The organism is Herbidospora sp. RD11066 (assembly GCF_054661255.1).
In genome coordinates, this window is the sequence record NZ_BAAGDO010000002.1 from 186,234 (window position 1) to 201,596 (window position 15,363).

Consider the following 15,363-nt stretch of genomic DNA (forward strand, 5'->3'; position numbering starts at 1 on the left):
GTGTGATCATTGCCACATGCGGATCTCCGACATCGCCGGTACGGAACTGTTCGCCGAGGGCCCACGCCAGATCGTGCGGGTGACCCTCGAAGGCGAGGAGCCCGCCGAGGTGGTGATCACCGGAGACGCGTCGGGCGCCGCGACCGGATCGGGCGTCGTCGAGGTCCCCGTGACGACGGCGAAGGCCCCGGGCGAGACCGCGCACATCGTCGTGACCGCCGGCGGCGAGAGCCTGCCGGGCACCTTCGAGGTCGCGGAGCCCGGCTGGACCGTCTGGATGGTCTCGCATTTCCACTACGACCCCGTCTGGTGGAACACCCAGGCCGCCTACACCACCACGTGGGACACGGCGGGCGAGGCCGCCCAGGCCAGCCGTTCGGCCTTCCAGCACGCCGGGTTCGAACTCGTCCAACTGCACCTGGAAACGGCCCGCCGGGAACCGGACTACAAGTTCGTGCTGGCCGAGGTCGACTACCTCAAGCCCTTCTGGGACGCCCACCCCGAACACCGCGCCTACCTGAAGAGGCTCATGGACGAGGGCCGCGTCGAGATCATGGGCGGCACCTACAACGAGCCCAACACCAACCTGACGGGCGCCGAGTCGACGATCCGCAACCTCGTCCACGGCACCGGATTCCAGCGGGACATCCTCGGCGGCGACCCGCACACCGCCTGGCAGCTCGACGCCTTCGGCCATGACCCCCAGTTCCCCGGCCTGGCCGCCGCCGCGGGGCTGACCTCCAGTTCGTGGGCGCGCGGGCCCTTCCACCAGTGGGGGCCGATGCTGGGCGGCGGCGACCCGAAGCGGATGCAGTTCCCGGCCGAGTTCGACTGGGTCGCCCCGTCGGGCGACGGCGTGCTGACGCACTACATGCCCGGCCACTACAGCGCGGGCTGGTGGATGGACTCCTCGACGACGGTCGACGAGGCCGCCGCCGAGGTCTATACGTGGTTCCTCGCGCTCAAGCAGGTCGCGGCGACGCGGAACGTGCTGCTGCCGGTCGGCACCGACTACACGCCGCCCAACAAGTGGATCATGGACATCCAGCGCGAGTGGAACGCCCGCTACGTCTCGCCGCGCTTCGTCTGCGGGCTGCCGAGGGAGTTCTTCGCCGCCGTCCGGGCCGAGAGTGCCGAGTTCCTGCCGCAGACGCGGGACATGAACCCCGTCTACACCGGCAAGGACGTGTCGTTCATCGACACCAAGCAGGTGCAGCGGCGGGCCGAGGTGCTGGTCGCCGACGCCGAGAAGTTCGCCACGCTCGCGTCGGTGACGAAGGGGGCGGCGTATCCGTTCGCGCTGATGGACAAGGCCTGGCGGCAGCTCGTCTACGGCGCCCACCACGACGCGATCACCGGTTCGGAGTCGGATCAGGTGTACCTCGATCTGCTGACGGGGTGGCGGGAGGCGTACACGATCGGCACGGAGACCCTCGACGGCGCCCTGCGGGTGCTCGGTGCGGGGCTGGGCGGGGTGGTGGTCTGGAACCCGTCGTCGTGGGCGCGCACCGATATTGTTCGTGTACGTTTTTCGCCTCCACCCGGTTGGCGCGGGATCGCCGAGGCGGGGCTGGTCGAGAACGCGGTGCTCGACGACGACGGGTTCCTCGTCGAGGCCGATGTGGTCTTCCTGGCCGAGGACGTGCCGCCGCTCGGCTACCGGACCTTCTCCTTCACCCCGGGCGACAACGCCGGCTGGCTGCCCTCCGGCGGCACCACCATCGCGGGCTCCGGGCACGCCATCACCGCCGACCCCGCGCGGGGCGGCGGGGTGACGAGCTGGAAGGTGGACGGCAGGGAGCTGCTCCAACCCGGGCAGGTGGGCAACGAGCTGGTCGTCCACGACGAATATCCGGCTCATCCGAAATTCCACGAGGGGTCCTGGCACCTGGTGCCCAAGGGGACGAAGGAAGGGTCGTCGGCGCACCCCGCCGAGGTGGTCGCCGAGCGGTCGGCCGCCGGGGAACGGCTGGTGGTGCGCGGGGCGTTCGGGGCGGTCAGGTACGTCCAGGAGATCACCCTCTGGCACGGGCTGTCGCGGGTCGACCTGGTCACCCACCTCGACTTCGACGGGGCCGACCAGCTCGTCCGGCTCCGCTGGCCGGTGGAGGCCGACGGGGCCCTGCCGGTCAGCGAGGTCGGGAACGCCGTGGTCGGACGCGGTTTCGCGCACATCGACGCCGACACCGCCGACCACCCGTGGACCCTCGACAACCCCGCCCACCACTGGTTCGCGCTGTCCACGACGTGCCGCATCGGCGGCCGCCCGATCGGCGTGGCCGAGATCGTCGCCGGGCCCGACGTGACGACGTCACAACTGCGGGCGCTCGCGGTGGCGCTGGTGAAGCAGGGGGTCACGTCCACGGTCTCGCGCGCCGACGGCCCCCGCTACGGGAACCTCGCGGTCGACTCCAACCTGCCCGACGTCCGGATCGCCGTCGGCGAGACGCCCTGGCCGAAAGGGTGGCATCCGGCCGCCAAGCCGCTCACGGAGGTGTGGGTCCCGAGCGCCGACCTCACCGCCGACGATGCGCTCCCGGTCCTGTCGATCGGCGCCGACGGCATCGACGCCCTGATCGACGACCTGGCCGACGCGGTGGTGGAGATCGAGGGGGAGTCGTACGAGCCGTACACGGTCGGGCTGATCAACCGGGGCATCCCCGGCTTCGCGGTCGAACCGAACGGCGCCCTCAACCTCTCGCTGCTCCGGTCGTGCACGGGCTGGCCCTCCGGCATCTGGATCGACCCACCCCGCAGGACCGTCCCCGACGGCAGCAACTTCCAGCTCCAGCACTGGACCCACAGCTTCGAATACGCCCTGGTGGCGGGCCTCGGCGACTGGCGCGCGACCGGCCTGGTGCGCGAGGGCCACGACGTGAACCACCCCCTGATCGCCGTCGACCAGGGTGTCCAGGGCGAACCGGCCGCCGCCTCACTCCTGGAGGTACCCGAGGGCCTCGTGCTGACCGCGCTCAAACCGGCGGGCAACCCCCTCGCGACCGGACGACTGCCGAGCGAGTTCGCCGGGATCACGATGCGGCTGTACGAACCGCATGGGCGTACCGCACAGATCGACCTGCCCGGATGGCGCCGCACCGACCTCCTGGAGACACGCGACGAGCCCGACCGCCCGGTGACCGGCATGGACGTGGTGACCTACACCAAGGACGCCCAGGGCGGCGACGCGCTCCCCGGCGCCGAGCCGTTCCAGCCCGTTTTCACCCGCTACTGGCTGCACAACACCGGCCCCGCCCCCGTCGGCAACCTCCCGCTCGCCGTGCACATCACCCCCGAGACGGTCACGGTCGCGTCGTCGCTGGTGGAGGACATGGTCGCGGGCACGATCACCCTCGACGGCACCGAGACCCGCGACTTCGTCCTGAGACCCGGCTCCTTCGAGACCTGGCCCAACGAGGGCTGGAGCACGGTCAGCCTGAAGTGCTACGGCCAGACCTTCGAAGACCGCCTAGGCGACGCCACCATCGAAGCCACGACGGAGACCCCGCACCTGACTCTTCGCGCGGGCGAACGCTCAGAGCTCGTGATCACCCTGACCTGCGACGTTCCGGTGCAGGCCCAGCTGATCAGCCCGTGGCACACCTACGACCTGCTCCCGCTGTGGAACACCGGCGCGGCCCCGGGAACCACCGAACTCCGCTTCCCCGTCGTCGGCGGCCACCGGCCGGGGACCTGGTGGGCCCTGGTCAAACTCGCCTACGCCGGCAAGGTCCACTACACCGAGCCGGTCACCATCGAGGTCCTCCCATGATCGCCGCGACGGTAGGGGACGAGACCATCTCGGTAGCCGAGGTCGACCAGCGCCTCCAGGACCTGTACGAAGGCCCGCTCGCGCCCCGCCTGCCCCACCCTTCTTCCCCGGAAGGCCGCAACCTGCGCCGCTGGCTGGTCCAGCTCATGACGATGGAACGCGTGGTCGCCCAAGAGTTCGGGCACCTGCGAGTCGGCGGCCACCGCGATCAGGTGAGGCGGATCACGCTCCCCCTCGCCCTGCGCACCGGGGGAGTGGTCGCCTCGGTCCTCGCCACACCCGCAGGTCAGGCCCTGTTCGCCCGCGTCGAAGCAACCGTCCCGCCCGACGAGATCCGCTCCTACTACGACCGCAACCGCGACCGCCACCCCGCCCCGTTCGACCAGGAGAGCGGGGAGATCGAAGCCCGGCTCGTACAGGCAAGAAAGGAAACCCTGTTCGCCCGGTGGCTGGAGGCGCGGCACCGGGAGAAGGTGACGCTGATGCCCGGTTTCGAGCATCCGGGCGACCCGCGTCAGCCCGATGCGACACACCGTCACTGAGTCGTGCATTTCATGACTCGCCCCGGGTCGAGATGGGCAATGATCCCAGCATGGGACGGCAACTCAGCGCGCTCGACGCACAGTTCTTGAACTTCGAAACCGCCACGAACGTGGCGCACATCGCCAGCCTGGCGGTGCTGGAGGACGCGTCGGTCACCCGTGCCGGGATCATCGACCTGCTCCGCTCGCGCCTCCACCTGGCCCCGCCGCTGAAGCGTCGCCTGGTCCGTGTCCCCTTCGGCCTCGACCACCCCTATTGGGATGAGTCGAAGGACGTCGACTTCGACTACCACGTGCGGGAACTGGCCCTCCCGGCCCCCGGCGACGACCACCAGCTCGCCGAACAGGTCGCGCGACTGCACGCCCGCAGACTCGACCGCCACCGCCCGCTCTGGGAGATGTACCTGGTCCACGGCCTGGAGGGCGGCCGCTCGGCCATCTACACCAAGGTCCACCACGCGGCGATCGACGGCATCGCCGGCGCCGAGGTCCTCGCCACCCTGATGGACCTCGCCCCGGAACCCCGCGAGGTCGCACCCCCGGAGGACCTCCCGGTCAGGGCCCCCGAACCCGCGATCATGCTCGGCCGCGGCGTCGAACGCTTCCTCGACAGCCCCCAGGCGCTGCTGAGATTCGTGGCCGGCGCGATCCCCAGGCTCGACGAGATCCCCGTGGTGTCGCAGATCCCCGGCACCGGCATGCTCTCGCGTTTCATCCGCGGCGCCGGCTGGCCCGGCGACACCGGCTCGGTCCTGCCCGACCTGCCGAGACTGACCGTCCCCGCGACCCCGTTCTCCGGCCCGATCTCCGGCCACCGCCGCTTCGCCTTCGGCCGACTGCCCCTGGACGAGGTCAAGAAGGTCAAGAACGAACACGGCGTGACCGTGAACGACGTCGTCATGGCCGTGGCCGCCACGGCCCTGCGCCGCTGGCTGTCCCAGCGCGACGAACTCCCGGTGGAGCCCCTGGTGGTGGGCATCCCGTTCTCGTCGAACATGCGCCCCGACCTGGGCAACCAGGTCCTCCTGGCGACCACGACGCTCCCCACGAACGTCTCCGACCCGCAGACCCGCCTGAGCATGATCAGCGCCAACATGGCGACGGTCAAGGAACGCTTCTCTGTGGCGCCTGCCCGCTGGCTCCTCGACTTCAGCCAGGCGATGCCCGCAGCGCTGAGTGGGCTGGCCGACCGGGCGGCTTTCCGGCTGGCGTCCGGGACGGTGTCGGCGATGAACCTGATGGTCTCGAACGTGCCGGGCCCGCAGCTCCCGCTCTACATCCTGGGCTCCAAGATCGTCGCCCATTACCCGCTGTCGGTGATCACCGACGTGAGCGGCGGCCTCAACATCACGGTCTTCTCGTACGACGGCTTCCTGGACGTCGGCATCGTCGTCGACCGCGACATGGTCCCGGACGTCTGGGACTTCATCGACTACATGAGAGACGCCCTGGCGGAACTGTGAAGACATCGGGATAACCCCGTCGCCGTGCGAGCGCGGCGAGCTTAGGCTCCGAGTGGCCCCGGGTCTCCACTCCAGCGAGGCGACATGACCGACGGAACCGGACGCTCGTTACGAACCACCATCTCCGAGATCGCCGGCATCATCGCCATGCTCACCGGCATCGCCAGTCTCTTCGTCGCCGTGCTGGCGCTTCAGCACGACAAGGAGGTCTCCACGGGGAGTGTCACCACGCCCCCGGGCATCTCCTCGCCACGCCCCCCGGTCGTGCCCGAGACGACGACCCGGGCCCCTGCCACGCCGACGGCGGCCCCGAAGCCGAGCGGCACTCCATCGGCGGCCGCGCCGGACGAGCGCGAGTCGTTCTGGTCGTGGAGCCACCTGCTCCGGCACATCATCCCGTGGGTCATCATCCTCGGCCTGTTCGGCATCGGTGCCCTGCTGGAGATGGTCGGATCGGGAGACTTCTTCTTCGGCCTCGGCGCCGTGCTGCTGGTGATCTACATCTTCATCTACCCGGTCGTCGCCGTGGCGGTGTTCGTGTGGGGGCTCTTCGCGGGCTAGCCCTTGGCCACGCGGTCGGCGGTGCGCTGGAGGTGTTCGCGCATGATGGCGCTCGCCCTGGCCGCGTCCTTCGCCTCGATCGCCGCGACGAAGTCCTCGTGTTCCCCCGCGCCCCGGTGGCCCATCAGCGGCGCGAGCGACTGCGCCTCCTGGAGTGATTTCAGCAGCGGGCCGTGGAAGCTCTGGACCAGCATCTCGATGGCGGCGTTGTGGGTGCAGGCGGCGACCCTCGTGTGGAACTCGGCCGACAGGGTCATCGTGTAGTGGTCGTCTTCGAGGGCCGCGCGCTGCTTGGCGCAGATCTCCTTGAGCGCCGCGATGTCCTCAGGCGTCGCGCGTTCGACGACCATCGGGACGATGCCCAGCTCGAAGACCATGCGGGCCTCGGTGATCTCGGACGAGGTGAGCGGGCTCAGCGTGATCAGGTCGGCCAGGCCCTCGCCGAGGCGGGTGTTGGTCGGGGTGGTGACGAAGGCGCCACCGTGGGCGCCCACGCGGATGTCGACCAGCCCACCCGCTTCCAGGACGCGGAGCGCCTCGCGGACGGTGACGCGGCTGACGCCGAAGCGGGCGCACAGTTCGCGTTCGCTGGGGAGGCGGTCGCCCGGCTTGAGCTTGCCCTCGCGCATCAGGAGGCGGATCTGGTCGACGATGGCCTGGGAGATGCGCGCGAGGCTCACCGGGGCGAACAAGTCGGGTCCCGACTCCGCGGGGGCGGTTCGGGACTTCTTGTCGGCGACCATCAGGCCGTCCTCTCCTGTTGTGGGGCGACTACGCCAGCCGGTGAATAGTGTACGGCGCCACCGGCCTGTGGTCATACCAATAGTCTATTTGCCCACTTCAGGTCGGGTGCGGCGCAGCATCGGGGTCACGGCGAGCGCCGCCCCTGCGGCCGAGACGGCGCCGAGCCAGAGGCCGGCCTCCGGGCCCCACCGTTCGCAGACGAAACCCGTGATCGGGCCGCCGATCGGGGTGCTGCCCAGGAAGACGAGGCTGTGCAGGGCGATGACGCGGCCCTGCATCGCGGGTTCGGCGCCGACCTGGAGAAGGGTGCGGGCCAGCGTGTTGAACATGATGTTGGCGACGCCGAGGGCGACGACGACGAGCAGCGCCGCCGGGAGCCACGGGGTGAGGGCGGCGGCCGCGCTGACCGCCGCGAACACCCATGACCAGCGCAGCAGCGACCAGGCGCTCACCGACCTGCGGGTGGCGCTGGCCAGCGCGCCGATGATCGCGCCCACGCCGAGGGCCGAGGTCAGCCAGCCGTAGAGTTCGGGGCCGCCGCCGAAGGTGTCGCGGGCCAGCAGCGGGAAGACCACGCGGAAGTTCTGGCCCAGCAGGGCGATCACCGCCACCAGGAACAGGCAGGCCAGCAGCTCTGGACGTTTGCGGACGTACCTGATGCCTTCTCTGGCCTGCCCCCGGAGCCTGGTGACCTGCGGGTTGCGGTGGAGCGTGGCGGGGTTCATGCGGGCCAGGCCGTACAGGACCGCCGCGAACGATACGGCGTTCACGGCGAACGCGACGCCGACGTCGACGGCGGCGATGAGGATGCCCGCCAGGGCCGGGCCGACCAGGCGGCCGGTGTTGTGGACGGTCGAGTTGAGCGACTGGGCGTTGATGTAGTCGTCCGGGCCGACGAGGTCGGTGACGAAGGCGTGCCGGGCGGGGGTGTCCAGGACGGTGACCAGGCCCAGGCCCAGCGCGAACGCGTACACCATCCAGAGCCGCACGACCCCGGTCAGGACGATCACCGCCAGCCCCGCCGCGAGCAGGGCGCTCACCAGTTGGGTGACCATCAGCAGGCGGCGGCGGTCGAACCGGTCGGCGATGACGCCGCCCCACAGGCCGAAGAAGAGGGTCGGCAGGAACTGGAGCGAGGAGGAGATGCCCAGGTCGACGGCCGATCCCGACAGGCTGAGCACCAGCCAGTCCTGGGCGACGCGCTGCATCCAGGTCCCGGCGACGCTGACGGCGTGCCCGGCGAAGTAGAGGCGGTAGTTCGGGATGGACAGCGACCGGAAGGCCCGCCGCAACGCGGCCCCGATATCCCATCGTCGCGGCACCACACCTCCCAAATTGGGCTAATGGTATTACATTCACCCGTTATGGAATCAATAGTCGCGGTGATCGGCCTCGGAGCCATGGGCCTGCCGATCACCCGCCACCTGCTGGCCGCCGGGGTGCGGGTGGCCGTACACGACCTCGACCCGGCAGCCGTTCGTGAGGCGGCAGCCCTCGGCGCCCGCCCGGCGGACAGCCCCGCCGACGCCGCCCGAGGCGCGGCGGTCGTGGCCGTCTTCGTCCCCACGGATCAGGACGTGCTCAACGTCTGCCTCGGAGAAAGAGGCGTCCTGGCCGGCATCGAAAGGGGCATGAGTGCGCCAACCGGCGAGAACATAGTCGCCCCCGACCAGGCCACCCCGGCGCACGCCGCTCGTGATCAGGCCGCGCTTCGACGGCGCGGTGCCGAGTCGGGCCCGGTGGTTCTGCTCTGTTCTTCGGTTCGGCCGGAGACGTGTGTTCACGTCGCCCAAGCCGCGCCGCCCGGGGTGGACGTGCTCGATGCGGCGCTCACCGGGGGAGTACGGGGTGCCGAGGCGGGGGCGATCAATCTGCTCGTCGGCGGAGATGTCGAGGTGCTGGAGAGAGTCCGGCCGTTGCTGGCTCCCTGGACCGCCGCCGTGCACCATCTCGGGCCGCTCGGGGCGGGGCAGGTGGGGAAGACGGCGAACAACCTCGTCCACTGGGCGCAGATCTGTGCCGTCACCGAGGCGCTGGAGCTGGCCCGCCGCGCCGGGGTCGATGTCGAGGTTCTGCGTCGCGCTCTGCTGGACGGGCCCGTCGCGTCGCGTACCCTTCGGGAACTCGAATACATGCGGCTGACCTGGCATGCGAAGGACCTGGCCAATGCGGCGAGGCTCGCGGCCGAGGTCGGCATGGAGATCCCGGTCGCGGAGACGGCGCGGCGGGTGATGGCCGGAATCGGCCCGGCCGACGTCGCGCGGCTGCTCGCGAACGGGCCCCTGAACCGCCCCGTAACACTTGAGTAACATCCCGGACCAAAGGTTAGACCTTTAGCCCTATGAGGAGTGTACTCGACCACACACGGCGTTCAGGAGGAATAAAAGTGCGAGATGAGTATCTAAAGGGCGTCCTGGCCAGCGAGAAGAAGAACCGGGACTCCTCGGAGATCGCGGCGCGCGACGAGTTCAACAGGAAGCACCCCCAGATCAAGGGTCTCGTCGTCCCGCACGACCTCCGCACCATGGACCTGCCGGAACGGCCGTGGCGCAACAACCGGGGCCACTACTTCGACCTGGGCGACTACGAGGTGCTCAACGCGCACCTGTCCGAGCTCAAGCCGGGCGGCCAGTCGGTACGCCACCGCCACACCACGGAGGCCTACCTCTACATCGTCAAGGGCAACGGCTACTCGCTCATCAACTACGACGACGACCCCGTCGAAGTGGTCGAGTGGTCCGAGGGCACCCTCTTCGCCCCGCCGCGCTGGGCCTGGCACCAGCACTTCAACCTGGAGCAGGACGACTCCTCGCGCTACCTCGCGATCCAGGACACCGGCCTGCTGCGGACGATGCGGCTGCACAACATCGAGCGCCACTCGGTTCAGCTCACCAAAGAGCAGGGGTTCGAACTCCTGCGCGCGGCGATCGACGACGGCACCGTCCACGGTGGCCGCACCCGCGGCTGAGACGCCGCACACCTCGGGGGAACCGGAACCACGCACCGCAGGAGCTGCACATGCGACACCCCTCGATCATCACGACGGCCGCCACCCTCGCGGCCGCCCTCCTCCTCACGGCCTGCGGCGCGTCCCCGACCGCGACCGGCACCACCCCCGGCGCGCAGGGCGGCGACACCAGCGCGAAGACCGAGGTCTCCGCCAAGGCCCAGGCGGTGTACGACCAGCTCAACGGCCTGACGGGCGAGGAGCGCAAGAAGAAGCTGGAAGAACTGGCCCTCGCGGAGGGCAAGCTCTCCATCTACACCTCCAACACCGACATCGACGACGTGATCTCCGGGTTCGAGGACACCTACGACATCGAGGTCTCCGTCTACCGGGGCAACTCCGAGTCGGTGCTCCAGCGCGTCCTCCAGGAGCAGGAGGCCAACTACTTCGGCACCGACTTCGTCGAGACCAACGGCGGCGAGCTCAACATCATGAACAAGGAGGGGTTCTTCTACCCCTACCTCGGCACCCTGCGTGACTCGGTCCGCAAGGAGGGCCAGGGCGACAACTGGACCGCGACCCGGTTCAACGCCTTCGTGGTGGGCTGGAACACCGACAAGGTCACGCCGGGCCAGGAGCCCGCGGCCTTCGCCGACCTGGCCGACCCGAAGTGGAAGGGCCAGGTGTCGATGGAGGTCGGCGACGTCGACTGGTTCGCCGGTCTCTACACCTACCTCCTGAGCCAGGGCAAGACCGACGCCGAGGTGAAGGACCTGTTCACGAAGGTCGCCGCCAACTCGAAGATCGCCAAGGGTCACACCACCCAGGGCGAGCTGCTGTCGGCCGGCCAGTTCGGGATCACCGCGTCGTCGTACAGCCACACCATCGACAAGGCCGCCAATGACGGCGCGCCGGTGGCCTGGCACAACGGATCGGGCACGCCGGTGCAGCCGATCGTCATCCGGCCCAACGGCATGGCGCTCATGAAGACGGCCACCAACCCGGCCGCCGCGATGCTGTTCGCCGACTACGAGCTCACCGAGGGCCAGAAGGCGCTGGCGGAGTCGTTCCGGATGGGCGCCATCGCCGGCCCCACCGACCCGTTCGCCGGATTCACCGTGGTGACCGTGCCGGAGCAGGACCTGCTCGACAACCCCAAGAAGTGGGACGACCTCTACGAGCAGGTCGTCAGCGCGGGCCAAGAAGTGAAGTGACCGTTCGCACCCGCCCGTCGCAAGGAGAGATGGGGTCATGTCGACGACATCACCCGTTATGTCCGCCAACCGGTCGGCGCCAGTGACGCCACACCGTCGCTGGTGGCCGTCCCCAAAACTGATCGTCATCGTGGCGGTCGTGGGCGTGATCGGCTATCTGGCCCTCGTCCCGCTGTACTACCTGGTCTGGGGCACCTTCTTCGACGCGAACGGCTTCACCCTCCAGGGGTTCGCCAACGCGTATGGGGACGCCCGGATCGGGAGCCTCGTCAGCAACTCGCTCTGGTTCGCCTTCGGGTCCGCGGTGCTGTCGCTCGTGGTGGGCACCGGGCTGGCGTATCTGAACGTGCGGACCGACGTGCCGTTCAAGGCGCTGTTCTTCGCCGCCTCGATCATTCCGCTGATCATCCCGGGCATCCTCTACACGATCTCGTGGATCTTCCTGGCCAGCCCCGACATCGGGCTGATCAACACGATGCTCGAACCGGTCTTCGGGCCCGGGGCCGTGGACGTCTTCACCATCGGCGGGATGATCTGGGTCGAGGGGCTGCACATGTCGCCCATCGTCTTCCTGATGATGGTGGCCGCGTTCCGGTCCATCGACCCGTCGCTGGAGGAGTCGGCGCTGATGTCCGGGGCGACCCGGATGCAGGTGTTCCGCCGGATCACGGTGCCGCTGACCCGGCCGGCCATCGTCGCGGCCGTGCTGGTCATGACGGTACGCAGCCTGGAGAGCTTCGAGGTCCCCGCGCTGCTCGGCCTGCAGAACGGCATCTACGTCTTCACCAGCAAGATCTACTTCGTGCTGCGCACCTATCCGCCCGACCTGGCGGCGGCCGGGGCGCTGGCCATCGGCCTGCTCGTGATCGCCGTCATCGGGGTCGCGGTGTCGAACTTCGCCGGACGGGCGAGCAAGAACTTCCAGACCGTGACCGGCAAGGGCTTCCGGCCCCGCCCGATCGAACTGGGTAAGTGGCGGCCCGTGATGGGCGTGGTGATCGTGGCGTACTTCCTGGTCACCGTCGTGGCGCCGCTGGTCGTGCTGCTCTACACCTCGTTCCTGAAGTTCTACCAGGCGCCCTCACTGGCGGCGTTCCAGTCGATGTCGTTCGACAACTACGCCGCGCTGCTCGACATGGGGAGGACGGCGGGGCGGGCGCTGCGCAACTCGCTGATCCTCGGGCTCGGCAGCGCGACGATCGTGATGGCCATGATGGCCATCGCCGCCTGGATCGTGATCCGGTCGAAGATCCCCGGGCGGCAGCTGGTCGACCAGGTGTCGTTCGTGCCGATGGTCATCCCCGGGCTGGTGCTGGGTCTCGCGCTGTCGTTCGTCTACCTGCGCAGCCCGATCCCGATCTACGGCACGATCTTCATCCTGCTCATCGCGTACGTCACCCGCTACATGCCCTACGGCATGCGCTACTCGCTCACCTCGATGCAGCAGATCGCCTCGGAGCTGGAGGAGTCGGCGCAGGTCAGCGGGGCGAGCTGGTGGCAGACGTTCCGGCGGGTGCTGCTGCCGCTGCTCGCCCCCGGGCTGCTGGCGGGGTGGATCTACATCCTGGTGGTGTCGTTCAGAGAGCTGTCGAGCTCGATCCTGCTCTACAGCCCCGGCAGTGAGGTCCTGTCGATCCTCATCTTCCAGCAGTACGAGAACGGCCAGTTCACCGTGCTCGCCGCGCTCGGCGTGGTGATGGTGCTCACCCTGGTCGTGCTCGTCGCGATCGCCTACAAACTCGGCGCCAAGGTCGGCCTGCAAAATAACTAGGAGGGGTCGCGATGCTTCGCGTCGACAATCTCGTCAAATCCTTCGACGGCGAACGCCGTAAATCCGAGAAGTCCGACCGGGTCTTCGCCGTCAACAACGTCAGCTTCACCGTCACCGAAGGGCAGATGTTCACCCTGCTCGGGCCCTCGGGCTGCGGCAAGACGACCACGCTGCGCTCGATCGCCGGGCTGGAGCGGCCCGACTCGGGCACCATCGAGGTCGGCGGCCGGGCGCTGTTCAAGACGCAGGGCGCCAAGACCCTCAACGTGGCCGCCAACGAGCGCGGCCTCGGCATGGTCTTCCAGTCGTACGCCATCTGGCCCCACATGACGGTCTTCGACAACGTCGCCTTCCCGCTCCAGGTGCGCAAACGCGGGCAGCGTCCCGGCAAGAAGGAGATCGCGCAGCGAGTCGAGCGGGTGCTCGCCACGATGGAACTCGGCGAGTACGCCGGACGCCAGGCCACCAAGCTGTCCGGCGGCCAGCAGCAGCGCCTCGCGCTGGCCCGCGCGCTCGTCATCGAGCCGCCCTTGCTGCTCCTCGACGAGCCGCTGTCCAACCTCGACGCCAAACTGCGGGAGTCGCTCCGGTACGAGCTCAAGAGGCTCCAGCGCGAACTGGGCATCACCTCCGTCTACGTCACCCACGACCAGACCGAGGCGCTCGTGCTCAGCTCGGCCATCGCGGTGATGCGCAAGGGCAACATCGTGCAGCTCGGCAAGCCGCGCGAGATCTACCAGAAGCCCAACAGCCGGTTCGTCGCCGAGTTCATCGGCACCTCGAACTTCATCCCGGCCAAGGTGACCGCCCGCACGGGCGACCGCTACAGCGTGGTCACCAAGGAGGGCCCGCTGGTGCTCGACTCGGCGGCCGGTGTCCCCGCCGGTGGCGACGTGATCGTCTCGATCCGCCCCGAGGCCGTCGAGGTCTCCGGCGAGCCGGGCTCCGGCGTCAACGAGTGGCGCGGCCAGGTGGTGACCCGCGCCTACCTCGGCGAGGCCGTCGACCACGTGGTGCGCGTCGGCTCGACGGAGATCCGGGCGCGCGGCAACCCCTCGGTGTCGATCCCGCCCGGCACCGACGTCGTCGTCCGGCTCGACCCGGGCAAGCTGTCGCTGGTGCCGGTTGACTGAACGCGCGGTCCTGCGCAACCGGGACTTCGGGCTCTACTGGGCGGGTGTCGTCTTCTCCCAGATCGGCACCCGCGCCGCCGTCGCCGCCAACCTCTTCCACGTGTACGCCCTCACCGGCTCGATCGCGCAGACGGGGCTGGTCGGGGCGGCGCAGGCGGTCGCGCTGGTCGTGCTCAGCCCGCTAGGCGGGGCGCTGGCCGACCGGATGGACCGGCGGAGGCTGCTGGCGATCGCGCAGGGCGTCGCGCTGGTGGTGGCCGCCGCGCTGGCCTGGGTGACCCTGACCGGGCGGGTGGAGGCGTGGCACGTGCTGGCCGCCGTGGTGTTCACCACGGCGGCGGCGACGTTCGACCAGCCCGCCCGCCAGGCGCTGATCCCCGCGCTCGTGCCCCGTGAACAGATCGGGCAGGCGATCGCGCTGCTCAATCCGTCCAGGGAACTGGCGGTGCTGGCCGGTCCGCTGCTGGCGGGCGCGCTGATCGGGCTGTCGGGACCGGGTCTCGTGTACGCCGTCGACGCCGCCACCTACGCCGTGCTCGTCGTGGGGCTCGGGCTGCTGCGGATCCCCTCCACCAAGCCGGAGGGCGAACCTCCGTCGATCCTGAGGTCCATCGCCGAAGGCGCACGATATGTCCGGGATCGGCCGCTCGTCGTCAGGCTCATGCTGCTCGACCTGGCCGCGACCGTCTTCGGCGCCTACCGGGTGCTGCTGCCGGCCTTCGCCCTCGACGTGCTCGGGGTGGGGGCCGGGGCCTACGGCGTGCTCGCCGCCGCCCCCTCCGCGGGGGCGCTGCTGGCGGGCTATGTCGTGTTCCGGACCATCAAGAAGAGCACGCGCCAGGGCGCGGTGCTGCTCACGGCCACCGCTCTGTACGGAGTCGCGGTGCTCCTGCTGGCACACGCGCCCCTTTTCGTCTTGGCGGTCGGTGCGGCCGGGCTGGCCGGGGCCTGCGACGCCATGGCCACCACGATCCGCCATGCCGCCGTGCAGCTCGACACCCCCGACGAGCTGCGGGGACGGGTCACCGCGTTCTACCAGATGTCCTCGCGGGGCGGCCCGGCCGTCGGCGACACGCTCATGGGCGCGTTCGCCGGGGTGGTCGGGCCGGTCGCGGCGCTCACCGTGGGGGCGCTGGGTCCCGTGGTCGTCTCCGCCGTGTTCTGGGCGCGGGACGGTGTCGTGAGGTCGTACCGGAACTGAAAAGGGCGGGTGCGATGC

General features: G+C 69.6%; 12 protein-coding genes. 10 read left to right on the forward strand and 2 right to left on the reverse strand.

Features of this window, described 5'->3' with window-relative positions:
* Positions 1-16: 16 nt before the first annotated feature.
* The 4 genes from ACYQ78_RS07270 (at position 17) to ACYQ78_RS07285 (ending at position 6,335) form a co-directional block, all read left to right on the forward strand.
* Positions 17-3,769: a glycoside hydrolase family 38 N-terminal domain-containing protein gene (locus ACYQ78_RS07270; protein WP_459799946.1), complete on the forward strand. Its 3,753-nt coding sequence runs from the start codon at positions 17-19 to the stop codon at positions 3,767-3,769.
* Positions 3,766-4,311: a DUF7158 domain-containing protein gene (locus tag ACYQ78_RS07275; protein WP_459799947.1), complete on the forward strand. Its 546-nt coding sequence runs from the start codon at positions 3,766-3,768 to the stop codon at positions 4,309-4,311. The genes ACYQ78_RS07270 and ACYQ78_RS07275 overlap by 4 nt, the downstream gene beginning before the upstream one ends.
* A gap of 50 nt (positions 4,312-4,361) precedes the next feature.
* On the forward strand, positions 4,362-5,774 hold the full coding sequence (locus ACYQ78_RS07280) for a WS/DGAT/MGAT family O-acyltransferase (protein ID WP_459799948.1): 1,413 nt from the start codon (positions 4,362-4,364) through the stop codon (positions 5,772-5,774).
* Positions 5,775-5,858: 84 nt separating this feature from the next.
* A complete protein-coding gene (locus ACYQ78_RS07285; protein ID WP_459799949.1) occupies positions 5,859-6,335 on the forward strand; it encodes a hypothetical protein in 477 nt (158 codons plus the stop codon).
* Here the strand turns inward: ACYQ78_RS07285 and ACYQ78_RS07290 are convergent.
* Complete coding sequence (locus tag ACYQ78_RS07290) at positions 6,332-7,153, reverse strand: FadR/GntR family transcriptional regulator (protein WP_459799950.1); 822 nt, start codon at positions 7,151-7,153, stop codon at positions 6,332-6,334. The two genes, ACYQ78_RS07285 and ACYQ78_RS07290, sit on opposite strands and share 4 nt — an antisense overlap.
* Before the next feature lie 9 nt (positions 7,154-7,162).
* On the reverse strand, positions 7,163-8,401 hold the full coding sequence (locus ACYQ78_RS07295; protein ID WP_459799951.1) for an MFS transporter: 1,239 nt from the start codon (positions 8,399-8,401) through the stop codon (positions 7,163-7,165).
* Positions 8,402-8,443: 42 nt separating this feature from the next.
* On the opposite strand from ACYQ78_RS07295, the gene ACYQ78_RS07300 reads away from it, so the two are divergent.
* From ACYQ78_RS07300 to ACYQ78_RS07325, 6 genes are all read left to right on the forward strand, one after another.
* Positions 8,444-9,388 carry an NAD(P)-dependent oxidoreductase gene (locus ACYQ78_RS07300; RefSeq protein ID WP_459799952.1) on the forward strand — a complete coding sequence of 315 codons (945 nt, stop codon included), beginning with the start codon at positions 8,444-8,446 and terminating at the stop codon, positions 9,386-9,388.
* A gap of 77 nt (positions 9,389-9,465) precedes the next feature.
* Positions 9,466-10,047 (forward strand): cupin domain-containing protein, encoded by a 582-nt coding sequence (locus ACYQ78_RS07305; RefSeq protein ID WP_459799953.1) that lies wholly within the window; start codon positions 9,466-9,468, stop codon positions 10,045-10,047.
* Positions 10,048-10,097: 50 nt separating this feature from the next.
* Positions 10,098-11,240, forward strand: a complete 1,143-nt coding sequence (locus ACYQ78_RS07310) for an ABC transporter substrate-binding protein (RefSeq protein WP_459799954.1) — start codon at positions 10,098-10,100, stop codon at positions 11,238-11,240.
* A gap of 82 nt (positions 11,241-11,322) precedes the next feature.
* The gene (locus tag ACYQ78_RS07315; protein WP_459799955.1) at positions 11,323-13,011 is read left to right on the forward strand and encodes an ABC transporter permease; all 1,689 of its coding nucleotides are present in this window, start codon (positions 11,323-11,325) and stop codon (positions 13,009-13,011) included.
* 11 nt (positions 13,012-13,022) lie between these two features.
* The gene (locus tag ACYQ78_RS07320) at positions 13,023-14,144 is read left to right on the forward strand and encodes an ABC transporter ATP-binding protein (RefSeq protein ID WP_459799956.1); all 1,122 of its coding nucleotides are present in this window, start codon (positions 13,023-13,025) and stop codon (positions 14,142-14,144) included.
* Complete coding sequence (locus ACYQ78_RS07325; protein ID WP_459799957.1) at positions 14,137-15,345, forward strand: MFS transporter; 1,209 nt, start codon at positions 14,137-14,139, stop codon at positions 15,343-15,345. The genes ACYQ78_RS07320 and ACYQ78_RS07325 overlap by 8 nt, the downstream gene beginning before the upstream one ends.
* The last annotated feature ends 18 nt before the right edge of the window (positions 15,346-15,363 follow it).

What these genes read in the sequence shown, in the direction of transcription:
- ACYQ78_RS07320 (WP_459799956.1), top strand. Translation starts at nt 13,023, where the DNA reads ATGCTTCGCGTCGACAATCTCGTCAAATCCTTCGACGGCGAACGCCGT.
- ACYQ78_RS07275 (WP_459799947.1), top strand. Translation starts at nt 3,766, where the DNA reads ATGATCGCCGCGACGGTAGGGGACGAGACCATCTCGGTAGCCGAGGTC.
- ACYQ78_RS07285 (WP_459799949.1), top strand. Translation starts at nt 5,859, where the DNA reads ATGACCGACGGAACCGGACGCTCGTTACGAACCACCATCTCCGAGATC.
- ACYQ78_RS07280 (WP_459799948.1), top strand. Translation starts at nt 4,362, where the DNA reads ATGGGACGGCAACTCAGCGCGCTCGACGCACAGTTCTTGAACTTCGAA.
- ACYQ78_RS07300 (WP_459799952.1), top strand. Translation starts at nt 8,444, where the DNA reads ATGGAATCAATAGTCGCGGTGATCGGCCTCGGAGCCATGGGCCTGCCG.
- ACYQ78_RS07310 (WP_459799954.1), top strand. Translation starts at nt 10,098, where the DNA reads ATGCGACACCCCTCGATCATCACGACGGCCGCCACCCTCGCGGCCGCC.
- ACYQ78_RS07290 (WP_459799950.1), bottom strand. Translation starts at nt 7,153, where the DNA reads ATGACCACAGGCCGGTGGCGCCGTACACTATTCACCGGCTGGCGTAGT.
- ACYQ78_RS07270 (WP_459799946.1), top strand. Translation starts at nt 17, where the DNA reads ATGCGGATCTCCGACATCGCCGGTACGGAACTGTTCGCCGAGGGCCCA.